This is a genomic window from Modicisalibacter sp. MOD 31.J, from assembly GCF_020147985.1.
Classification (GTDB): Bacteria; Pseudomonadota; Gammaproteobacteria; order Pseudomonadales; family Halomonadaceae; genus Modicisalibacter; species Modicisalibacter coralii.
The window spans coordinates 194,154-208,728 of the sequence record NZ_JAGXFF010000006.1 but is presented as its reverse complement, the minus strand read 5'-3'; the positions used below and the strand labels follow the sequence as shown (position 1 = coordinate 208,728).

The window sequence follows — 14,575 nt, the reverse complement described above, 5'->3', positions numbered from 1 at the left end:
GTCAATTTTTGTCTTGTCTGGCCATCGCTCGCCGACTTTTCAGACAGAGCTTGGAACGACGCGTAACGCATCAGGCTTCGTCGGCGAAACGCGCCGGGTGGCGGGCGGCAAAACGCGCGAGATCCTCGGGAGTGCAGCTCTGCCCGGTGAATATCTCGACATAGTGCGCCACGCGGGCGAGTCGGGTTTCCCGGCTCTCGCGGGTGTGCATCGAGATGTAGCCGATCTGGATCAGGTAGACGGTCCGCGCCCGGGTGTCCGCCTCCGCCGCGGCGTATCCGTAACGGACGAACAACCGTTGCAGGGCCTCTAGACGCCGTTCGTCGGCATGCCGCACGCGCTCGGCGACGGCGCCGTCCTGCAGACTCCAGCTCCTCACCGCGTATTCGAACTCCGAGTCGAAGAGGCCCGGGTCGAACCAGCAGTCAAAGACGTTCAGCACGGCTTCGACGATCGACGCGGCATACGCCTCGCTCTGGCGGACGAGCGCCTCGGTGTTCTGGCGCTCCCAGCGCGCCAGCAGGGCGGCGAGGATCGCTTCGCGATCCTCGAACAGCCAGTAGAAACTGGTCCGCGACGTGCCGAGCTTGCTGGCCAGCGGCACGATCTTGACGGCCCCGACCCCGCCGTCGATCAGCAGCTCATAGGCCGCATCGATCCAGGCCGCCTGGTTGACGGTCGAACGCTTGCCTTTCACTTGATTCCCTCCGACGCCACCTTCACGGCCAAGGCCATCGCCCCACCCTTTCCTTTTCTTTCCCTTCCTGTACACCACTGTCTATTATTCTGACACCGGTGTACAGAAACATCATCGGGCCGCCTCGACGCCACAAGAACAAAGGAATCTCGCCCCGTGAACCACGACCCTCTGCTGCAGCCCCTGCAGATCAAGCATCTGACGCTCAAGAACCGGGTCATGCTGACCGCGCACGAGCCCGCCTACGCCGAAGACGGCATGCCCAAGGCACGCTATCGGGCCTATCACGTCGAACGTGCCCGCGCTGGCGTGGCGCTGACCATGACCGCCGGCTCGGCGACGGTCTCCCGGGACAGTCCGCCCGCCTTCAACAACATCCTCGCCCATCGCGACGAGGTGGTGCCGTGGATGCGCGAGCTGACCGACGCCTGCCACGAGTACGACACGGCGGTGATGATCCAGCTGACGCATCTCGGCCGTCGCACCCGCTGGGACAAGGGGGACTGGCTGCCCATCGTCTCGGCGTCGCATCACCGCGAAGCCGCCCATCGCGCCTACCCCAAGACCGCCGAGGACTGGGACATCGCGCGGATCATCGACGATTACGCCGATGCCGCCGAGCGGATGCACGCCGCCGGCCTGGACGGCCTCGAGATCCAGGCCTACGGCCACCTGCTGGACCAGTTCTGGTCGCCGCTGACCAACGAGCTCGACGGCCCCTACGGCGGCAGCCTGGACAATCGCCTTCGCCTGACCTTCGAGATCCTCGCCGCCATTCGCGCGCGGGTGGGCGAGCGCTTCCTGCTGGGCGTGCGCTACACCGGCGACGAGTGCCTGCCGGGCGGACTCGACGCCGACGACGGCGTGACGATCTCGCATCGCCTCAAGGACAGCGGTCTGGTGGACTTTCTCAACGTGGTCCGCGGGCACATCGACACCGACCCCGGGCTGACCGATGTCATCCCGGTGCAGGGAATGCCCGGCGCGCCACATCTCGACTTCGCCGGCGAGATCCGGCGCGCGGTCGACTTTCCCACCTTCCATGGCGCGAAGATCCAGGACGTCGCCACCGCGCGGCACGCCATCGCCTCGGGCAAGGTCGACATGATCGGCATGACGCGGGCCCACATGGCGGACCCGCACCTGATGCGCAAGGTCATCGAAGGCCGCGAGGCCGAGATTCGCCCCTGCGTCGGCGCCAACTACTGTCTCGATCGCATCTACCAGGGCGGCGCGGCCTACTGCATCCACAACCCGGCGACCGGCCGCGAGACCAGCCTGCCGCACACCATTACGCCGGCGACGGCTCGCCGCAAGGTGGTGGTGATCGGCACCGGGCCCGGCGGGCTGGAGGCGGCGCGGGTGGCCGCCGAACGCGGCCACGAGGTGGTGGTGTTCGAAGCCGCCGACGCGCCCGGCGGGCAGATTCGCCTCACGGCCCAGAGCCCACGCCGCCGCGAGATGATGGGCATCATCGACTGGCGCTACGAACGCTGTCAGGCCCTGGGGGTCACCTTCCACTTCAACGTGTTCGCCGAGAACGACGAGGTCCTGGCGGAGGCCCCCGAGGTGGTGATCGTGGCAACCGGTGGGTTACCCAACGAACGGGCCCTGGAAACCGGCAACGACCTCGTCGTGACCGGCTGGGACATCCTCTCGGGCCACGCGAGGCCGGGCAGCGACGTCCTGGTCTACGACGACGCCGGCGATCACACCGCCCTGCAGGCCGCCGAGATCATTGCCCGGGCCGGAGGGCGGGTCGAGTACATGACCGCCGACCGTGCCCTGGCACCGGAGGTGATGGCCATGAACCTGGTTCCCTACCTGCGCGCTCTGCAGCAGCTCGACGTCACCTTCACGCCGAGCTTCCGGCTGACCGGGGTGCGCCGCGACGGCGAGGCCCTGCTGGCCTCGATCGGCAGCGACTACACCGGCGTCCGCCGCGAGCGGCGAGTCGATCAGGTCGTGGTCAATTTCGGCACCCTGCCGCTGGAGGACCTGTACGCGTCGCTCAAGCCGCTGTCGAGCAACCGTGGCGCGGTCGACTACGAGGCCCTGATCGCCGGCGAGCCGCAGCCGCTCGCCGGCGAGGTGGGGGGAGGGTTCCAACTGTTCCGGGTGGGCGACGCGATCTCGCATCGCAACACCCATGCCGCCATCCACGACGCGCTGCGGCTGGTCAAGGATCTGTAAGCCGGGCGGGGGCGACTCATAACCTTTCGACCGCCAGCGCCAGGTTGGGCGCCAGCGGCAGCCGGGGCAGCAGCGTGGCCTGATAGGCGTGGTAGAGATCGGGCTTGATATCGCCCTCGGCGGCATCGATGGCCAGACGGCCGTCCAGCTCCTGGCGCCAGCCGCCCCGCTCGCGGTCGACGAAGACATCGTCGATGACGTCCCACAGCCGCCGGTACCAGTGCTCGTAATGCGCCTCGCCGGTGCGCTGGATGAAGGCCGCCGCCGCGGCCGCGGCCTCGGCATGGACCCAGTGACGCCGGCGCCGGGAGACCGGCTGCCCCTGCCAATCGACGGTATACACCAGACCCGGCGCGCCATCGGCTTCCCAGCCGTCACGCAGGCTGGCGTCGAACAGCGCGGCGGCCTCCACGAACAGCCAGGGCGGGGCCGCCTTGCCGCGCCTTTCCAGCGCGGCCTCCAGGTGCAGCATCAAGCGCGCCCACTCGAAGCCGTGACCGAGGGTGGCGCCATAGGGGTAGAAGCCGTCGTCGGGCCGGTCGGCGTTGTGCTCCGGCCATTCGGACCAGTCGCCGTGGAAGTGCTCGAGGATACGGAAATCGCGGGCGGCGGCGTGGCGGTGGATGATCCGTTCGACGATCGCCAGTGCCCGTTCGAGCCACACGGGCTCGCCGCGGACATCGGCGAGTTCCAGGCACAGTTCGACGCCGTGCATGTTGCTGTTGCCGCCGCGGTAGTCGGCGAGATCCCGCCAGTCCTGGGCGTAGCCTTCGACGAACGCCTGCTCCTCCGGGGACCAGAAACGGCTATCGATCACCTCGACCGCCTCGTCGAGCAGTTCGGCCGCCCCGGGGATGCCGGCGTGTGTCGCGGTGGCGGCCCCCAGGGCGACGAAGTGATGCAGGTAGCACTGCTTGCTGCGGTCGTCCGTCGCCGCGGGATCGCCGGCGAACCAGCCCCCTTGCCGGGTGTCACGCAGCACGCCGTTCAGCGCACGGACGGCGTGTTCGGCCAGCGCCGCCGCCCCGGCACGCCCTGGAGCGCCGCCAGGCCGTAACTGTGCGCCATGCGCCCGGTGATCATGGTATCGGCGCTCGCCCCGTCGAGAAGACGGCCGTCACCGTCGATGGGCCCGAAGCCACCGGACGCCAGCCGCCCGGCGCGATGGAAGTCGAGCAGGGCCAGCCCCTCGCGGGTCAACCAGTGACGATGGGTGGCGCTGTCGAGCCAGTGGCGCGGCTGGCGTGGAGTGTCCTGGGTCATCGCTACGCTGCCTCGTGTCGACGAAGGGGCTCGGCCCCGGTATCAGCCATTGACCACGGTACCACCGTTGGGGTGGATCGTCTGGCCGCTGATGAACGAGGCGTCCAGGCTGGCCAGGAACACGAACACCGGGCCGAGCTCGCTGGGCTGACCGGGGCGCCCCATCGGCGTCTGCTGGCCGAAGCCTTCCAGCCACTGCGGATCGTGGGCACCCAGGGTGGCGGGTTGCAGCGGCGTCCATACCGGGCCGGGGGCCACGGCGTTGACCCGGATGCCCCGCCCCACCACCTGGTTGGAGAGGCTGCGGGTAAAGCTGACGATGGCGCCCTTGGTCGCCGAGTAGTCGACGAGGAAATCCGGGCCGATATAGGCGTTGATCGAGGCATTGTTGATGATCGAATCGCCCTCGCCGAGGTGTGCCAGCGCGGCCTTGGCGAGGTAGAACTGGCTGTGCATGTTGACGTCGAACATGCGGCGCCACTGTTCGTCGGGCAGCTCGGCGAGATCCTCGCTGACCCATTGCGTGCCGGCGTTGTTGACCAGCACGTTGAGGCCGCCGAGGACATCGACCGTCTCGGCAATGCAGCGACGGCAGAATTCGGCCTCGGCCAGGTCGCCCTCGATCAGATGGCAGCGGCGCCCTTCCGCCTCGACCAGGCGCCGGGTCTCAGCGGCGTCCTCGGCCTCGCTGAGATAGACGACGGCCACGTCCGCCCCCTCGCGGGCGAAATGGATCGCCACCGAGCGGCCGATGCCGCTGTCGCCGCCGGTGATCAGCGCGACCTTGCCCGCGAGCTTGTCGGCGCCCCTGTAACCGGCCCGGATCATCTCGGCCGGCGGATCCATGGCGGCCTCGCTGCCGGGCAGGGTCTGCGACTGGGCGTGGATCTCGAACTCATTGGTCATGTTCACCTCCGTGTGATGCGTGCGTGGCGGTCACCGCGAGTGACCGCACCTGCGCTCAACGTAGACCTTGGTCTAAACGACGACAAGCCAGGCACCACCGGCCGGCCCGCCGAGGCCCGCTACCGACGTCCCCTCGGGCCATCTTTTCGTGCCTGCGGCAGAAAACGTTTGACGCAGCCCCGGCAGACCCCCATCATGCCCCCAGTTGGTTAGCAAGTCGCATATCGTCAGTTGTACTCGAAGCATTCGGTTACCTGGTCATATCCCTTGTCTTACCCACTGTATCTCGGGTATCACCCGGCAACCGCAATACACGCTCAATGCGTAAGGAATTCGAAAATGGCAACTGGCACAGTCAAGTGGTTCAACGACACCAAAGGTTTCGGCTTCATTTCTCCCGCCGACGGCGGTGACGATCTGTTCGCCCACTTCTCCGAAATTCAGGCCGAAGGCTTCAAGTCACTGCAGGACGGCCAGCAGGTCTCCTTCGACGTGACCCAGGGCAAGAAAGGCCTTCAGGCTGCGAACATCAAGCCTCTCTAACCCTCCCGGTTAGTTCGGCGCCTCGCGCGCCGTCAGGCTTCGAACACCAGGGCTCGCTTCGGCGGGCCTTGGTGTTTTTGCGTGTCTGGAAAACGGACCCATCAATCGTGGCCCCTCGACGCCAGAGCATGCCGATACGCCGCCCGCCAGGCTTCGACATGCCTCGCGGACGCGTCGGGAAAGCGCCCCAGCGCCACGGCGAGATCGAAGAACCCCCGGGCGGGCAGGCCCTCCCCCTGGCGGCTGACCACCAGCGCGGCAATCAAGGGCCGATCCGCGGCGGCGTCCTCGCGCATCGTTTGCTCCAGCGCCATGGCGACCTGGCGAATGGTTCGCGGCGGCTGCAGTCCGAGTGCGTCGGCGACCTGATGATAGGTCAGCGGCAGCGCCTCGCGGGGCGTCGTCTCGAGCAACCGGCGAATCCGGGCGGCCAACGGCGTACCAGTCTCGGCCATGACGTCAGGCGCCGGGATCGAAGAGCCTGACCTCGCGGATATCCACCCGCTCCCAGACCCGGCCGGTCATGTAGGGTTCGCTGGCCAGCCAGTCGTCCAGCGCCGCCCGATCGGCGAACTGGAAATGCGCATTGGAGCCGACCATTCGGCCGTCGTCGTCGAGGATCGCCCCGCCGCTGAGGAAATGCCCCCGATCCGCGAGCCGGCGGATGCCCGCCAGGTGCGCATCGCGATTGGCCAGCCGCCGGGCCAGCGCGTCGTCATCCGTGTGGTCGTAGGCCACCACCGCGTATTGCTTCATCGTCGCTTCCCCGCCATTGCATGGACACGCCGGCTAACATAGCCGGCGCGGTCGGCGGCGGCAACGCCTGTCGCCCCTCATCGAGCCCCTTGTCGCCGTGCGTCCAACCGCTTTCAGCGCGATCGGGTCCCGGGCTTCGGGTATAGTCGTTTCTGCTGATAAACCCACAACGAACGGGAACGCATGTCGGATCTGTCGTGGTACCAATACGCGCTCATCGGCGCCATCTTCGCCTGGAGCGGTTTCGTGCGCACCAGCCTGGGGTTCGGTGGCGCGGTACTGGCCCTGCCCTTCCTGCTGCTGGTCGTCGACGATCCGCTGGTCTTCCTGCCGATCATCGCCATCCACCTGATGATCTTCTCGAGCTGGATCGCCTGGCGCGGCCGTCGCCAGGCACAAGCCGAGGGCACGGCGACGACGAATGGCGGCAATATCGACTGGGGCTACCTGAGCAAGGCCCTCAAGATCATGATCGTGCCCAAGCTGGTCGGCGTCGTCGGCTTGCTGACCCTGCCGGCCGGCATCATGTCGATCATCATCTTCGTGATCGTCATCGTCTACGGCGTCAGTTACGCCCTGAACCGACCGTTTCGCAGCAACCACCCGGTCGTCGACTGCCTGCTGCTGGGCCTGGGCGGCTACGTCAGCGGCACCTCGCTGATCGGGGCGCCGTTGATCGTCTCGGTATTCGCCAGCCACGTGGCCAAGCATCAACTGCGCGACACCCTGTTCGCGCTGTGGTTCATCCTGGTGGCGATCAAGATGACAGCGTTCATCATCGCCGGCGTCGACCTGCAACTGATCCATCAGCTCTGGCTGCTGCCCTGCGCCCTGCTGGGCCATCTGCTGGGCGAACGTGTCCATCGCTACATGCTCGCCGCCGGTACGCAGACCTTCTTCAGAATCCTCGGCGTGGTGCTGGTGGTGGTCAGTGTCATCGGACTGATCACGGGCACGGCCGCCGGCGGTCATGGCGACTGACGCCACGCCGGATCACGTCGCAGGCGCCATATCGTGATCACGTTGGTGACGAAGATCAGCGACTCGGCGAGCGTGCCGCCGAGGGAACCGGCCAGCAGATTGCTGACGATCCAGCAGAAGGCGGCCAAGGCCAGCATCGCGCGCATGGCCAGGCCGCGCAGCATGAACATGCCATAGGTGCCCACCAGCCCGGCGAGCAGGGCAGGGATATCCTGCGGCCCGCTCCAGGCCGGCACGGCGATCGCCAGCGTGGCGAGCAGCATCCCCGCCATGATCCCGACATGACCGGGGTAGCGACGGACCAGGACGATACGCAGGACGATCAGCGCGGAGATGCCCGCGGCCACCCAGCTCTGGAAGAGCGCGAACTGGGTGGCAAAGGCCACGTTGGCGAACAGCAGCAGCACGAACAGGCGATCGTCGCGCCGGCTGGTGAAGGCCACGACACACAGGGCCAGCGCCATCAGACTGACGCCCTGGCCCAGCCACCATCTCGGGTCGATCTCTGGCATCGCGGCTCCCGGTCCATGCGCCCTTCCCTCACGGGTTCCCCTCCACCGGCGGACGAATGCCGGTCGAGTACCCGCAGCGATCAGAGCATACCCTCTCAGCGCTGGTGGTCATTGTCACTGGGTTTCGGCGGCAGAATGCGCTACTATCCTTAGCTATCAAACGATGTCTTAGCTACTAGTTAGCGCTACATCGGCGTTACAGCTCGCTGTTCGATACTTCGGGCCGACATCTCGCCACTCAGAGATGCCGGCCCGCCTTCTTGGGCAGCCGGTAGGCACGAGGAGACCTCCCGTGGTATTTACCGCCAATCCTGACCGGGTGCGCGCACCGCAACGGCGGGCGTCATGAGTCAGGTCGATCTATTGTTCGAGCGCTACGGCCCCCGCTACAAGCTGTGGGTGACCCTCACGGTGATGCTGGGGCTGGTAGCGCTGGGTATGTCGATCACCATCGTCAACGTGGCGATTCCCTACATCAAGGGCGCTTTCGGCATGAGCGACTCCCAGGTCCAGTGGCTGTCCACCGGCTTTCTGGCCTCGACCACGGTATCGCTGCTGGTTGCGCCGTGGCTGGTCGCCGCCGTCGGCCAGCGCGCCACCTTCATGGGGTTGTTGCTGGTGTTCATCGCCGCCTCGCTCCTCGGCGGTCTCGGCCAGGGCATGGCGATGCTGATCGCCGCCCGGGTCATCCAGGGCGCGATGACCGGGCTGATCCGTCCGGTGGCGATGCAGGCGCTGTTCGCCGCCTACCCGCCGGAAGGCCGCGGCATGGCGTTGGCCATGTACGGCATGTGTCTGGGGCTGCCGCTGACGCTGGCGACGGTGATCGGTGGCTGGCTGGTGGAGAACTTCACCTGGCGTTACGTCTTCTTCATCACCCTGCCGATCTGCGCAGCCGCCGTGGCGATGGGCTATTTCTTCCTGCCCCCGCGCGAGGCCAAGGGGCCGCGCCCGCCCTTCGACTGGGCCGGGGTGGTGCTGCTCTTCGCGGCGGTGTTCTCGTTGCTCGCGGCGCTCTCCAACGGCCAGCGCTGGGGCTGGGACGATCCGCGCATCCCCGAGTTGATCGGCGCTGCGCTGATCTGCGCGGCCATCTTCGTCGCCTGGCAGAAGCGCACCGCCCACCCGCTGCTCGACCTGTCGATCTTCCGCTACCGGATCTTCGTGGTCGGCACCCTGACGATGCTGCTGTTCGGCGGTTCCTTCTACGGAATCATGTACCTGCTGCCCCAGTTCGTGCAGTCGGTACTGCACTACAGCCCGGTCAGCGCGGGGATGATCTTCGTGCCCTCGACCGCCGTGCTGGGCGTACTGGTGCCGCTGGTGGGATGGCTGAGCGATCGCTATCCGCCGCATTGGATCACTCTACCGGGCCTGGCCTGCACGGTGTTCTCGGTGTGGCACATGGCGCAGATGGACTGGAATACCTCGTTCGGCTATCTGGCGGGGTCGATGGCGATCATGTCGATCGGCATGGCGGCCTTCCCGCCGCCGACCCTGTCCAACGCCATCGCCGCCCTGCCCCTGAAATTGACCGGCTACGGCTCCGGCACGATCAACTTCGCCTTGCAACTGGGCGGCGCGCTGGGCACGGCGGGGCTGGTGATCCTGCTCGACCGGCGTACGGCGCTGCACGGCCAGTACCTCAACGCCGGGGTGAATGCCGGCAACAGCCTGGCCCGCGAACAGCTCGGCGACTACGCCCAGATCGCCGGCCACCTGGGCGTACCGGATACCCACCAGCAGGCGATGGCCGGCTATCTGCTGGGCCGCCTCGAGGCGGTCTGGGCCGCGATTCTCGCCTATCAGGATGGGTTCTGGCTGCTGGTGGGCAGCCTGCTGGTGGTCGCGATCCCCTCGATCCTGCTCAGCCGCTGGCAGCGCGTCTGAGCCGTCTTTCATTCGTCAGTTCAAGGATTCATCGATCATGACATCGCCGACGTCGAATGCCGTATCCCGCCGCCCCGGCAAGGGCACCAAGCTGACGCTGCTCGCGCTGGTCCTGCTGGCCTGCCTGATCTGGGCGGGCTTCGCGATCTATCACCGGATGACCCATGTCAGCGCCCAGGACGCCCGGGTGATGGCCGATCAGGTCACCGTCAGCAGCCGCCTGGCAGGCTGGGTCACCGACTTCTCGATCACCGAGGGCGACCACCTGGACAAGGGCGCCGTCGTCGCCAAGCTCTACAGCCGGCCCGACGAGCAGGAACTCGAGACCCTCGAGGCCGGCGTGGCCGCCATGCAGGCACGCGTCGACTATCAACGCCAGCGTCTCGAGATCGCCGAACGCCAGCTCGCGGGCGGCAAGACCCTGACCCGCCAGGAACTCAGTGCCAGCAAGGCCGCCATGCAGGCCGCCCAGGCGCGGCTGGTCCAGGCGCGCAAGGACTTCCAGCGCTCCGACGCCCTGCTCGCCAAGCACTCGGTCTCGCAACAGCAACGCGATGCAGACTACTACGCCTACCAGGCGGCGCAGGCGGAATACCATCAGGCCAAGCAGGAGGTCGCGGTCAGCCAGGCTCAGGCCGACAACGCCGAGGTCGGCTTCATCAATGGCTCGCAGATGCCACTCCCCAACCCCGCCGTGCAACGCTCGCAACTGCAGGTCGCCCGGCAGGAGCTGGCCCAGGCCCGGGCCCGGCTGGAACAGGAAAAACAGCGCATCGCCGACCTCCAGGTGCCGAGCCCGGTCGGCGGCGTGGTCAACAAGACACTGATCGACCAGGGGGAGTACGTCAGCGCCGGGCAGCCGATCCTGATGATGCACGACCCGGACAAGCTGTGGGTCGAGGCCAAGATCAAGGAGACCGACATCGCCGAGCTGCGCGTCGGGCAACCGGTCGACATCACCGTCGACGCCTATCCGGATCGCGCCTTCCACGGCCACGTCACCGTCATTGGGCGCGCCGCGACCAGCCAGTTCGCGCTGCTGCCGGATCCCAATCCCTCCGGCAACTTCACCAAGATCACCCAGCGCATTCCGGTGCGTATCGCTCTCGATGACGGTCCCGACGACTTGATCGGTCCGGGTATGATGGTCGAAGTCGATATCGACGTCAGCGGCGATGACCATCAGCCCAGCTAAGCTCTGTCTGAAAAGTCGGCGAGCGATGGCCAGACAAGGCAAAAATTGACGAAAAAGCGGAGTTTACAAGCCGTAAATGAGCATTTTGAGTCAATTTTTAACGCCGTATGGGCGAGCGCAGACATTTTTCAGACAAAGCGTAGGAGAAACGAGGTGACGACCGACGCGACCGACACGCAAACCGACGGCCGCCCGGCCCTGCGGCCCAATGACCTGCTGACCTTCGTCATGGCGCTGGCCTGCGGCGTGGCGGTGGCCAACATCTACTACGCCCAGCCGCTGCTCGACACCCTGGCCCGGGGCTTCGAGGTCTCCCGCGGCACGGCCGGACTGATCATCACCCTGACCCAGCTCGGCTATGCCGCGGGGCTGATCCTGCTGGTGCCGCTGGGCGACCTGCTCGAGCGCCGCCGGTTGATCGTCACGGTGTCGCTGGCCACGGCGGTCGCCCTGGCCGGTACCGCGCTGGCGCCGGACATCACGCTGTTCTTCGTCTGCGCCCTGGCCACCGGCCTGACCGCGGTGGTCGCGCAGATCCTGGTGCCCTTCGCCGCGCATCTCGCCAGCGATGCCGAGCGTGGCCGGGTGGTGGGCCGGGTGATGACCGGCCTGCTGCTGGGCATCCTGCTGGCACGCACGGTGTCCGGCGGGATCGCCGACGCGCTGGGCTGGCGCGCGGTCTACTGGCTGGCGGCGGCACTGATGGTGGTCCAGGCGCTGCTGCTGTCGCGCCTGCTGCCACGCGAGCCCGGCCAGACCCGACTCGGCTACGGCGCCCTGCTGGCCTCGGTGCTGAGTCTGCTGCGCGACGGGCCACTGCTGCGCCGCCGGCTGTTCTACGGCGCCATGGGTTTCGCCGCCTTCAGCGCCTTCTGGACCACACTGCCCTTCCTGCTCGCGCGGCCACCCTACGACTACCCGGATTCGGTGATCGGCCTGTTCGGTCTGCTGGGCGTGACCGGCGCGCTGTGCGCCAACCTGGCCGGCAACCTGCACGACCGCGGCCTGTCGCGGGTCGCCACCGGCAGCTTCCTGTGCCTGATCGTGCTGAGCTTTCTGGCGATGACGCTGTTCGCCCACGAACTGGCGGCGATCATCGTCGGCATCGTGCTGCTCGACCTGGGCGTGCAGGGCAACCAGATCCTCAACCAGAGCGCGATCTACCAGATTCGCCCCGAGGCGCGCAGCCGCATCACCACCGCCTACATGACCGGCTACTTCCTGGGCGGCGCCGCGGGCTCGGGCGGCGCGGCCTGGCTGTACACCCTGGCCGGCTGGCCCGGCGCCTGTGCGCTGGGCGCCGCCTTCGCCCTGGCGGCGGTGCTGTTCTGGTTGAGCGAATGGGTCGGCGAAAGCGCTCCGGCCGGGCAAGGCGACTGACCGCCGAGGCTTCGGCTCAGTCGCCGTCGTCCTGACGCATCTGCTTGTTGCGGCGCCGCTGACGATAGCCATAGGTGGCGTTGAGCACCGTGGTATCGTCTTCGAGCCCGGCGCCCAGGGCACCGGCAAGCGTCGCCAGCGAACTCGCCAGCCAGGCAAGCGACAGATAGTTCGCCGGCCCCACCGCATGGCCCAGATTCTGGCTCAGCAGACTCGCCGGCACGAATAGATAGACCGCGAACAGGAACAGCAGGTAGAGCACGCCGTAGTAGAACACCACGGCGGTGCTCAACGTCAGTACGGTGACCATGTTGTAGAGCCGGGCGATATGCCGCGAACTGGCTTTCCTGAGCGGCTCCCACAGGCCGTGGGCGAGCATGATCCAGATGACCATCGCGATCATCGCGGTGAGCATGAGCACCACCAGGCGAGAGCCGCCGTAGCTGTCGTTGAGCTTCCAGAAGGTGGGGAAGATCAGCCCGTAGGCGCCGGTGGCGAAGGCCACGGCGATCACGCTGCGAAAGGCGGGGAAGACCGTCCAGGGCCGATTGGCCCGCACCATGCCGGAGAGTATGCGCAGGCTACCGCCCAGCCGCGAGCGCGTGACGAAACGCACGTCGATGTTGCCCTCGGCGTGTTCGGGCGTCTCGCGATGGATGGGAATCAGGCTCTCGAAGAGCCGGTGGCCCATCAATCGGCGGGCCCCTTCGCCACGCAGGTCGTCGCTGACCTTGTCGGAGGCTTCGGTGCGGCGCTCCTGTCGCTCCCGCGCGGCCTCGGAGCTGCCATGATGCATCTCGTTGACGAGTTGCAGGATCGACTCGCGCAGGCGCTGCCGGATCCCGGTCGCGCCAAAGGCGGGTAGCGAGACGATCGCCGAGCAACGCGCCATGCTGGCCTCCGCGACCATGTAACGCTTCTCCTTGTAGATGGGCAGGTCGGTGATGCAGATCACGTAGTCCCATTCCCGCTGGTGCTTGTACGCTTCCGTCTTGTCGATGATGGAATCGGAGTCTTCCATGGCGCCGGTCAAGGGGTCGACGACCACCTGCACGTCCCACGCGAGACGGTCGTCGACGTAGTCGGCCAACAGTTCGGGGAGCTGCCCCGCGAGGCTCTCGGCGATGTCGGCCGGCTGTTCGGGCGCCGGCAGCAGACCCACCAGGGTCGGGCGCCGGGTATCGTCCGGCTGATCGCGGGATACCTGGCGGGCGGGCTGTGTCTGGTCCATGACGCTTCCTGTCCGGGTGAATGAGCCGCTCTACTCAAGCAGAGCCGACGCAGCGCGTCCAGCCCGTCGCTGGCTGGCCTCAACCCAGCTTGGCCAGCATCACCCCGGCGACGATCACCAGCGCCGCCAGGGCGCGCCAGCGGCTGAGCGGCTCCCCCAGCCACCAGCAGCCGATCAGGGCGGCGAACAGCACGCTGGTCTCGCGCAGCGCGGCGACCAGCGCGATCGGCGCCCGGGTCATCGCCCAGATGGCAATGGCATAGGCGCCCAGCGACATGGCGCCGCCCAGCAGCCCGAGCCGCCAGTGTCCGGCCAGGGCCGGCAATGCCCGGGTACCGCGCGTGGCCAGCAGCAGGACCGCCATCACCAGGCCGTTGGCGACGAACAACCCGGCGATGTACCCGCCGGGCGAGCCACTGGCCCGGGCCCCGATGGCATCGCTCAGGGTGTAGCCGGCGATGAAGGTCGCGGTCGCCAGCGCCGCGCCCACCGCGCGCCGTTCGAGACGCTGCGCATGGCGGCCCCCGCGTAGCGACATCAGCCCCACGCCCGCCACCAGCACGACGATGCCCAGCGTGGTCAAGGGCGGCGGCAACTCACCGAGGGCCAGCGCGGACACCACGGCGACCAGCAGCGGTGCGGCACCGCGTGCGATCGGATAGACCTGCCCCAGATCGCCACTGCGATAGGCCTGCACCAGGAAGACGTTGTAACCGATGTGCAGCAGCATCGACAGCGCCAGCCATGGCCAGGCGGCGGGGGCCGGCGGCGGCGCCAGCCATACGCCGGGCGCGGCGACCAGGCCGGCGCCCATGGCGATCAGCGATACCGCGAGAAACCGGTCCAGGCCCACCTTGACCAGAGCGTTCCAGCCGGCATGCAGCAAGGCCGCCAGCAGGATCGCCAGGAACAGCCAGGATTCCATGCCCTCTCCTTCATGTGAGTTTTATGAATCACCGCACCGCGACGATCCGACGCTGGACAATCATGACCACGCCGGGCTCAATGGCGTCACGTAACGGGAAAGA

At 67.4% G+C, this 14,575-nt stretch carries 15 protein-coding genes; 6 read left to right on the top strand and 9 right to left on the bottom strand.

Annotation, left to right across the window (positions count from 1 at the left end):
* Nucleotides 1-70 precede the first annotated feature (70 nt).
* Complete coding sequence (locus tag KGR00_RS20755) at nt 71-697, bottom strand: TetR/AcrR family transcriptional regulator (protein WP_224419151.1); 627 nt, start codon at nt 695-697, stop codon at nt 71-73.
* A 156-nt stretch (nt 698-853) separates the two neighbouring features.
* Between KGR00_RS20755 and KGR00_RS20750 the strand changes: the two genes are divergently transcribed.
* Complete coding sequence (locus KGR00_RS20750; RefSeq protein WP_224419150.1) at nt 854-2,890, top strand: NADH:flavin oxidoreductase; 2,037 nt, start codon at nt 854-856, stop codon at nt 2,888-2,890.
* Nucleotides 2,891-2,906: 16 nt separating this feature from the next.
* On the opposite strand, the gene KGR00_RS20745 is transcribed toward KGR00_RS20750, so the two are convergent.
* From KGR00_RS20745 to KGR00_RS20735, 3 genes are read right to left on the bottom strand one after another with little or no spacing between them, the layout of a single operon-like run.
* Entirely contained in the window at nt 2,907-3,872 is a 966-nt protein-coding gene (locus KGR00_RS20745; protein WP_343232813.1) for an AGE family epimerase/isomerase, read from the bottom strand.
* A 5-nt stretch (nt 3,873-3,877) separates the two neighbouring features.
* Entirely contained in the window at nt 3,878-4,153 is a 276-nt protein-coding gene (locus KGR00_RS20740; protein WP_224419149.1) for an AGE family epimerase/isomerase, read from the bottom strand.
* Nucleotides 4,154-4,195: 42 nt separating this feature from the next.
* Nucleotides 4,196-5,059: an SDR family oxidoreductase gene (locus KGR00_RS20735; RefSeq protein WP_224419148.1), complete on the bottom strand. Its 864-nt coding sequence runs from the start codon at nt 5,057-5,059 to the stop codon at nt 4,196-4,198.
* Nucleotides 5,060-5,398: 339 nt separating this feature from the next.
* Here KGR00_RS20735 and KGR00_RS20730 point away from each other — a divergent pair, with 339 nt between their 5' ends.
* A complete protein-coding gene (locus KGR00_RS20730; RefSeq protein WP_129139353.1) occupies nt 5,399-5,602 on the top strand; it encodes a cold-shock protein in 204 nt (67 codons plus the stop codon).
* A 101-nt stretch (nt 5,603-5,703) separates the two neighbouring features.
* On the opposite strand, the gene KGR00_RS20725 is transcribed toward KGR00_RS20730, so the two are convergent.
* A complete protein-coding gene (locus tag KGR00_RS20725; RefSeq protein WP_224419147.1) occupies nt 5,704-6,057 on the bottom strand; it encodes a hypothetical protein in 354 nt (117 codons plus the stop codon).
* A gap of 4 nt (nt 6,058-6,061) precedes the next feature.
* Entirely contained in the window at nt 6,062-6,358 is a 297-nt protein-coding gene (locus KGR00_RS20720) for a YciI family protein (RefSeq protein WP_129139351.1), read from the bottom strand.
* A gap of 183 nt (nt 6,359-6,541) precedes the next feature.
* On the opposite strand from KGR00_RS20720, the gene KGR00_RS20715 reads away from it, so the two are divergent.
* Entirely contained in the window at nt 6,542-7,339 is a 798-nt protein-coding gene (locus tag KGR00_RS20715; protein ID WP_224419146.1) for a sulfite exporter TauE/SafE family protein, read from the top strand.
* Here KGR00_RS20715 and KGR00_RS20710 read toward each other — a convergent pair.
* A complete protein-coding gene (locus KGR00_RS20710) occupies nt 7,327-7,851 on the bottom strand; it encodes a YgjV family protein (RefSeq protein WP_224419145.1) in 525 nt (174 codons plus the stop codon). The genes KGR00_RS20715 and KGR00_RS20710 overlap by 13 nt on opposite strands.
* Before the next feature lie 345 nt (nt 7,852-8,196).
* Here KGR00_RS20710 and KGR00_RS20705 point away from each other — a divergent pair, with 345 nt between their 5' ends.
* The 3 genes from KGR00_RS20705 to KGR00_RS20695 all read left to right on the top strand — a co-directional run bounded on the left by KGR00_RS20705 (nt 8,197) and on the right by KGR00_RS20695 (nt 12,316).
* Nucleotides 8,197-9,741, top strand: a complete 1,545-nt coding sequence (locus tag KGR00_RS20705; RefSeq protein WP_224419144.1) for a DHA2 family efflux MFS transporter permease subunit — start codon at nt 8,197-8,199, stop codon at nt 9,739-9,741.
* Between the two features lie 37 nt (nt 9,742-9,778).
* Complete coding sequence (locus tag KGR00_RS20700; RefSeq protein ID WP_224419143.1) at nt 9,779-10,936, top strand: HlyD family secretion protein; 1,158 nt, start codon at nt 9,779-9,781, stop codon at nt 10,934-10,936.
* Between the two features lie 153 nt (nt 10,937-11,089).
* Complete coding sequence (locus tag KGR00_RS20695) at nt 11,090-12,316, top strand: MFS transporter (RefSeq protein ID WP_224419142.1); 1,227 nt, start codon at nt 11,090-11,092, stop codon at nt 12,314-12,316.
* Nucleotides 12,317-12,332: 16 nt separating this feature from the next.
* Here the strand turns inward: KGR00_RS20695 and KGR00_RS20690 are convergent, their stop codons facing one another.
* The gene (locus KGR00_RS20690) at nt 12,333-13,547 is read right to left on the bottom strand and encodes a hypothetical protein (protein WP_224419141.1); all 1,215 of its coding nucleotides are present in this window, start codon (nt 13,545-13,547) and stop codon (nt 12,333-12,335) included.
* A 79-nt stretch (nt 13,548-13,626) separates the two neighbouring features.
* Nucleotides 13,627-14,472, bottom strand: a complete 846-nt coding sequence (locus KGR00_RS20685) for an EamA family transporter (RefSeq protein ID WP_129139345.1) — start codon at nt 14,470-14,472, stop codon at nt 13,627-13,629.
* Between the last annotated feature and the right edge of the window lie 103 nt (nt 14,473-14,575).

Coding starts and splice junctions, on each gene's coding strand:
- KGR00_RS20735 (WP_224419148.1), bottom strand. CDS start 5,059: ATGACCAATGAGTTCGAGATCCACGCCCAGTCGCAGACCCTGCCCGGC.
- KGR00_RS20725 (WP_224419147.1), bottom strand. CDS start 6,057: ATGGCCGAGACTGGTACGCCGTTGGCCGCCCGGATTCGCCGGTTGCTC.
- KGR00_RS20685 (WP_129139345.1), bottom strand. CDS start 14,472: ATGGAATCCTGGCTGTTCCTGGCGATCCTGCTGGCGGCCTTGCTGCAT.
- KGR00_RS20730 (WP_129139353.1), top strand. CDS start 5,399: ATGGCAACTGGCACAGTCAAGTGGTTCAACGACACCAAAGGTTTCGGC.
- KGR00_RS20700 (WP_224419143.1), top strand. CDS start 9,779: ATGACATCGCCGACGTCGAATGCCGTATCCCGCCGCCCCGGCAAGGGC.
- KGR00_RS20740 (WP_224419149.1), bottom strand. CDS start 4,153: ATGACCCAGGACACTCCACGCCAGCCGCGCCACTGGCTCGACAGCGCC.
- KGR00_RS20710 (WP_224419145.1), bottom strand. CDS start 7,851: ATGCCAGAGATCGACCCGAGATGGTGGCTGGGCCAGGGCGTCAGTCTG.
- KGR00_RS20720 (WP_129139351.1), bottom strand. CDS start 6,358: ATGAAGCAATACGCGGTGGTGGCCTACGACCACACGGATGACGACGCG.
- KGR00_RS20705 (WP_224419144.1), top strand. CDS start 8,197: ATGAGTCAGGTCGATCTATTGTTCGAGCGCTACGGCCCCCGCTACAAG.
- KGR00_RS20690 (WP_224419141.1), bottom strand. CDS start 13,547: ATGGACCAGACACAGCCCGCCCGCCAGGTATCCCGCGATCAGCCGGAC.
- KGR00_RS20715 (WP_224419146.1), top strand. CDS start 6,542: ATGTCGGATCTGTCGTGGTACCAATACGCGCTCATCGGCGCCATCTTC.